Below are 5775 nucleotides of genomic sequence, written 5' to 3' on the forward strand. Positions count from 1 at the left end.
ATTCATATAACCATAAACGATAATTTTGAAAAGCATTTTAGGTGAGACTACTGATTTTCTGCCTTTACGAGAATACGCTTTGTATAACAGCGAATAATCAAGTTGATCCATTATCTTACTTAACAGCCTGACCGAATCGTTTTCTGGTATGAGGATTTCGATAGGAAGCGGTAAAACTAGTTGATATGAATTTGTTTTTGTTGTAGGATTTATATGTGTAAAGTTTTTCATAGCAGTTTAATTCTACACCAAGAGGCAGGTTCTTCGGAACCTGCCTCTTGTATTTTTAATACATATAAGGGACTATCTCAATTTCTTATTGAGACAGCCCCTTTTCTTTATTTCTTAGGAAATTTACTATCAATTAATGGCCAAACTTCAGGCTGCTCTTGACCTAGGCGCCATAGTGCAATTCCAGCAGGATTGTATTTTGCGATAATGTCTAATTTAGCAGCGATGCTTTTGTCATTTTCAAACCAAACTTCATGATCTTTATAAGAAAAGTGAGGCGCCTGCACTGTTTCATCATACATGATCTTTGCTTCATGCTGTTCGGAACGTACAATCGCATCTACATAAGTTATGGTTTCTCCTTCTTTGCCAACCCAGTCATATCCATATAGACCAACTCCAATAATTACCTTGTGGGGTCCACCACAATTATCAATAGCATATTTAATGTTCTTCTCATACCAGTCAATTGGTGCAATAGGCCCTGGCTTTGAGGTGGACCAATGATTGTCATAGGTCATAATCTGCAAAAAGTCTGCGCTCTTAGCCAGCTCAGGATAATTATATGCTCCCGATACATCCTCGGCTACGTCAACTTGTGGGAAAACAGATATAATAACTGTCTTATTTATACCTTGCATTTTGGGATATAACTCTGACATAAAACTAGTTAAATTATCACGTTGTGCTGGGGGCAATAATTCAAAGTCAATATTAATACCATCATATTGTTTTTCTTGAACGAGTTTTACAATATTATCGATGGCTTTACTGCGTACTTCTGGGTTACCTAATAATTCTTCGGTAGATCCCGTTTTATTGGTAATCAAAGGGTACATTTTAAGCTTTAAATCTCTGGCAGTGTCATATACCAGTTGACTGTCTTTTGCTTCAATAGTGCCATCCTTGGTTGCCTTATACCAAAAAGGGCCAACACCTGTCATACTTTTAGCAAAACTTTTCATACTTGGGAAAGAACCTGTTTTGTCCGGTGTTCCTGGCCAAGGATTCTCATAATAACCAATGATCATTCTCGATGGCATCATGATCTTCCCTGCCCCATTAACTCCAGGATTATCTGTGGAATCCGGCATACCTGGCAGTGGTTTAGGTGCTGGACTGGTACTACACCCACCTGCAAGTCCAATTACCATTATCACAAAACATATCAGTACAATACTAGTTACAGTCTTTGAATAACGCAATATCGTCACCCTTTCCTAATGCTATACTAAGTACAGTCAAAAGCAGGTATTATAAATTTCATTCTGCTTTATTCCGCCTTACTCATAGTATTGGCAAGTGCAATTATCTTATTCAAAAATATTAGCATTAACATTTAATCATAAAAAGCAAAAAGAGATGGTGCTGAATCAGCACCATCTCTTTTTACTTCTAGAATAAGTTAATCGTCATAATTTTTGCTATAAGCGATTTGCAACACTTCATCTGGTAATTCATTTTCCCAGCGCGCTACTACTACAGCCGCTACACAGTTACCAATCAAATTACAGGCTGTACGAGCCATATCCAAAATACGGTCAACCCCCAGAATAATGCCAATGCCTTCAACCGGTAAGCCAAAAGCAGCCGCCGTGCCTGCAATAACGATGAGGGATGCACCGGGAACTGCTGCAATTCCTTTAGTTGACATCATTAATGTAACTAACATTAACATTTGTGTAGAAAGCGGGAAATCGATATGATACACTTGCGCTATAAAAATAACTGCTAATGCACTATATAGTGTAGAGCCATCAAGATTGAATGTATAACCTGTTGGCAATACAAAAGTAACAATATGCTTTGGAACACCAAATTTCTCTAATTTTTCCATTGCAATTGGAAGGGCAGCCTCGCTGGAGGCAGTGGAAAACGCAATCAAAATTGGTTCTTTAATAGCCCGTAATAATTGAAAGAAATTCATTCGAATAATTACAGAGGCACATGCTAACAATAGCGTAATAAATAGTACTAAAGCAAAATACAATGATCCAATTAACTTAGCCAATGGAATCAACATTCCAAGACCAAATTTTCCTACTGTAAAAGCAATCAAAGCAAAAACACCTATGGGAGCTAATTTCATTACATACCAAGTAAACTTGAACATAATCTCAGCGACGCTGATTGCTAATGTAACTACTGGTTTACCCTTTTCTCCTAAGGAAGCAGCTGCTACTCCGAAGAAAGTAGAAAACAAGATAATTTGCAGCATATCACCGCGTCCCATAGCATCTACCACGTTGGTAGGTACAATGTTAACCAGCATTTGAGTCATATCAATCGTTTTCGTTGCTGCTGCTGCTGCAGAGCTGACGTCCGTCCCAGTTGCAATTGCAACACCTGCACCTGGCTGGAAAAGATTTGCCACAGCTAGGCCGACAAATAGAGCCAGCGTGGTAGCAACTTCGAACCAAATAATTGCTTTTGCGCCTAATCGGCCTAGTTTTTTGAAGTCGCCAGTACCTGCAATACCCATAATTAATGAACTAAAGATCAAAGGTACTACAATCATTTTAATCATGCGAATAAAAGTATCACCAACGGGCTTTAATGCTTGTCCATAGGTAGGGAATATATAACCGAAAACAACACCTAGTATAAGAGCAATAAAAATTTGACTTGTAAGTCCTATTCCCTTTTTGTTTTTTTCCACGAATTTATCCTCCCCTTAAATAAGATTGTCTAAAAGTCTCCTCCGAGAATACACTTTTTAAAACTATTACAAGTATATCAGCTGGGCTTATAAAAATCTACCCTAACTACTCTATATTCAGCCTTTTATAAGCAATATATTCAAACAAATTCTGCCAATTTAATGTTATACTTCTTTTACATGAAGGCTGTCCCTATAAAAACTCAGAATTTTGCAAATAACACAGACATTAAGAGATTATTGCATTGTGAAGCCAAAGAACCCCGTTTTCTAGGTAAAAATCCATTATACATTTTCTATATGAAAATGATATAATGCTTGCAACTACATTTTATTCAAGTAGTAAAGGGAGTGTGTTGATAATTGAAAAAAGATCTTATTCAAGCCATGCCTCCACTTGACGGCCATGCTGTAAAAACTCTGGAAGATGCCCTTAGTAAGTCCCCTAGCAAAATTATTCGTTTAGAGATTAATAACACGATTTATCAGCTTTCCCGAGAAGGTCATTGGTTTAAAATTTCACTACTCACAAAGAAACTTACAGTTAAGCGATCAACTATTTTCCAAACACTGACTGAAATCTATAATCAAATTATTCACGGACAAAATTGGCGTATTGCTACTAATTATTAGAACGAGTATGAATATAACTTGTCCTAAAAAGAATTAACTATTTATTTACAAAAATAATCCCTCTTTGCAGAGGGATTTTTATTATTTCTCGTCAAGGGTTTTGTAAACCTCTAGAAAATTCTGCAAGACTTGAGCAGTTAACCCCCAAACAACATGTTCTTTATATTTATAAAATACAACCTGATATGTTTTACGAGCTTTCCATTCTTCAGAATATCCTGCAACCAGAGAAAAAGGGAAATCTGCTAAAGGCCTTGTTCCCATTTCCATATGAGCAACAATCGGTTCATGGGTAAGTAAAAAACGTAAAGGAATGGTAAATACTTCTGCAACTTCATCTTGGCTGGGCGCAATTGATTGAAGAGGTGAAAGATAACCTACATATGGATGTAACTTTACTCCTATAGGGCTAATAATATCATCTAAAGCTCCTAAAACTTTTATTTCTTCTCCTGCTAAAGAAAGTTCTTCTTGCGTTTCTCTCACAGCAGCAGTTAGTGAAGATTCATCTTCCTTTTCAATACGCCCCCCAGGAAAGCAAATCTCGCCAGGCTGCCAAGACAATTGTGTAGAACGTCTTTCAAATAATATTGCTAATTCGCCATCTTGTACGATAAGAGGCACCAAAACTGCTGCAGAAAAGAATTCATTATAAGCAGCCTTATTTTCTGCACTCAAAGCTAAGGCTCCTGTCAATTTGCTGCATAAATCATCCATAAATCTCTCTCCCATTAATTATCAATTTTATAATAATTTCATCTTGCTCAATATCCAATTTTATATGACAGCTGATAAAAAGAATTATTGTTTATTTCTTATCTGTATCCGAAGATAATTCAATCTTTCCTTCAAGACCAGGAGTAATAATAATCTTTCCATCTAAAGTAACAATCACAGCTTCATTTCCGGGAAATTGTTTTAAGAGCTCTAATCCCTTTTCTACTCCTAAAACAAAAATAGGTTTACTTAGAACATCGCCATAGGTTGAACTAGAATTAACCATCGTTACACTTGACACTTCCCTTGGCTGCCATCCTGTGCGCGGATCTAAAATATGCGAATAACGTATGCCATCTTTCATCATAAACCGCTGGTAATCTCCTGATGTCTCCATAGTATCCCACTCTGTCAAAGCGAGCTTAGCGCTAATTCCATCAGGATTACGAGGATCCTGGATACCAATTCTCCATGGCTTGCCATCAGGCTTATTGCCAATAACTCTTACATCTCCTCCAGCATTTACTAGAGCGGATGTTACCCCTTTAGCTTTCAGCACTTCGATAGCCTGATCAGTAGCATATCCCTTGGCTATAGCACCTAAGTCAAGCATCATGCCTGATTTAGGTAAATATACTGTATTCGCAGTTGTATCTACCTCAACCAAGTGATAGTTTATTAATGGCAAAACCTTATCAATCTCAGCTTGACTTGGTATATACTCGCCCTTATGTCCAATTCCCCATAATTTCGTGAGAGGACCAACCGTAATATCAAAAGAACCACCAAGCTTATCGGATACATCCTGGGAGAACTTAATAATTTTCACCAATTCAGGATCAACAATAACCTTTTCTTTACCTGCCATTTGATTAATTCTTGAAACCTGACTATTATCATCAAAATTATTTGTTAAAGCGTGCAAATGCTGAAACTCAGCAAAAGCACTCTTTACAGCTTCTTCCGCACCTGGACCGTATGCAGTAATTTCAATAATTGTGTCCATCAGAAATTGAGTTTCTTTATAAACATTAGAGGAATTGTTCTTGCCAAAGCACCCTGAAATAAATAACACTGCAATCATTATCATTATCATTATTATTAATTTTCTTTTCATTAAATCACCTTCCAATATTTTCACTTGGCATCTCCTAATAGCCCATAATACATAACTTCAGCATAGCAACACCATAAACTATATTGTAATACAATTCTTTATATTCTTGTTGAAAACCTTCAATAGAAATTAAATGTATCTAGCAAAGATTTCCATGACACACTAAAACAAAAAGCACTCATAAAAATGAGTGCTTTTTATTTAACCAGCAACTACCTATCCTCCCAGGCCGTTTCCAACCAAGTACTTTCGGCGTATAAGGGCTTAACTACTGTGTTCGGTATGGGAACAGGTGGAACCCCTTAGCTATCGTCACTGGATTTAAAGTTTTTAGAAGTACATATAAATATGTTCCTTCAAAACTTCACAGAAGAAAGACTGCATGTTAGTCGCTAACAGCCAAGCTGCTAACTTGTTT

Annotated in this window: 5 protein-coding genes, 1 rRNA gene and 1 pseudogene; 1 reads left to right on the plus strand and 6 read right to left on the minus strand. The window is 36.9% G+C overall.

Annotated features, from left to right (window positions below; genetic code table 11):
* The 3 genes and pseudogenes from BMZ99_RS26845 to BMZ99_RS25375 all read right to left on the minus strand — a co-directional run.
* Positions 1-231 (minus strand): annotated as a pseudogene (locus tag BMZ99_RS26845) (hypothetical protein); the annotation flags it as partial.
* 107 nt (positions 232-338) lie between these two features.
* Complete coding sequence (locus BMZ99_RS25370; RefSeq protein ID WP_245755163.1) at positions 339-1385, minus strand: glycosyl hydrolase family 18 protein; 1047 nt, start codon at positions 1383-1385, stop codon at positions 339-341.
* A 251-nt stretch (positions 1386-1636) separates the two neighbouring features.
* Positions 1637-2890 (minus strand): dicarboxylate/amino acid:cation symporter, encoded by a 1254-nt coding sequence (locus BMZ99_RS25375; RefSeq protein WP_090944771.1) that lies wholly within the window; start codon positions 2888-2890, stop codon positions 1637-1639.
* A gap of 363 nt (positions 2891-3253) precedes the next feature.
* On the opposite strand from BMZ99_RS25375, the gene BMZ99_RS25380 reads away from it, so the two are divergent.
* A complete protein-coding gene (locus tag BMZ99_RS25380) occupies positions 3254-3523 on the plus strand; it encodes a hypothetical protein (RefSeq protein WP_090944774.1) in 270 nt (89 codons plus the stop codon).
* Positions 3524-3604: 81 nt separating this feature from the next.
* On the opposite strand, the gene BMZ99_RS25385 is transcribed toward BMZ99_RS25380, so the two are convergent.
* The 3 genes from BMZ99_RS25385 to rrf all read right to left on the minus strand — a co-directional run bounded on the left by BMZ99_RS25385 (position 3605) and on the right by rrf (position 5677).
* A complete protein-coding gene (locus BMZ99_RS25385; RefSeq protein WP_090944777.1) occupies positions 3605-4240 on the minus strand; it encodes an NUDIX hydrolase in 636 nt (211 codons plus the stop codon).
* Positions 4241-4331: 91 nt separating this feature from the next.
* Positions 4332-5381, minus strand: a complete 1050-nt coding sequence (locus tag BMZ99_RS25390; RefSeq protein ID WP_245755162.1) for an FAD:protein FMN transferase — start codon at positions 5379-5381, stop codon at positions 4332-4334.
* A gap of 179 nt (positions 5382-5560) precedes the next feature.
* Positions 5561-5677: ribosomal RNA gene (gene rrf, locus BMZ99_RS25395) — 5S ribosomal RNA — on the minus strand.
* Between the last annotated feature and the right edge of the window lie 98 nt (positions 5678-5775).

It is taken from the genome of Pelosinus propionicus DSM 13327 (genome assembly GCF_900114615.1).
Taxonomy (GTDB): Bacteria; Bacillota; Negativicutes; order DSM-13327; family DSM-13327; genus Pelosinus; species Pelosinus propionicus.

Excerpts from the sequence above, each read along its gene's own strand:
- BMZ99_RS25370 (WP_245755163.1), bottom strand. The coding sequence starts at position 1,385 with ATGGTAATTGGACTTGCAGGTGGGTGTAGTACCAGTCCAGCACCTAAA.
- BMZ99_RS25385 (WP_090944777.1), bottom strand. The coding sequence starts at position 4,240 with ATGGATGATTTATGCAGCAAATTGACAGGAGCCTTAGCTTTGAGTGCA.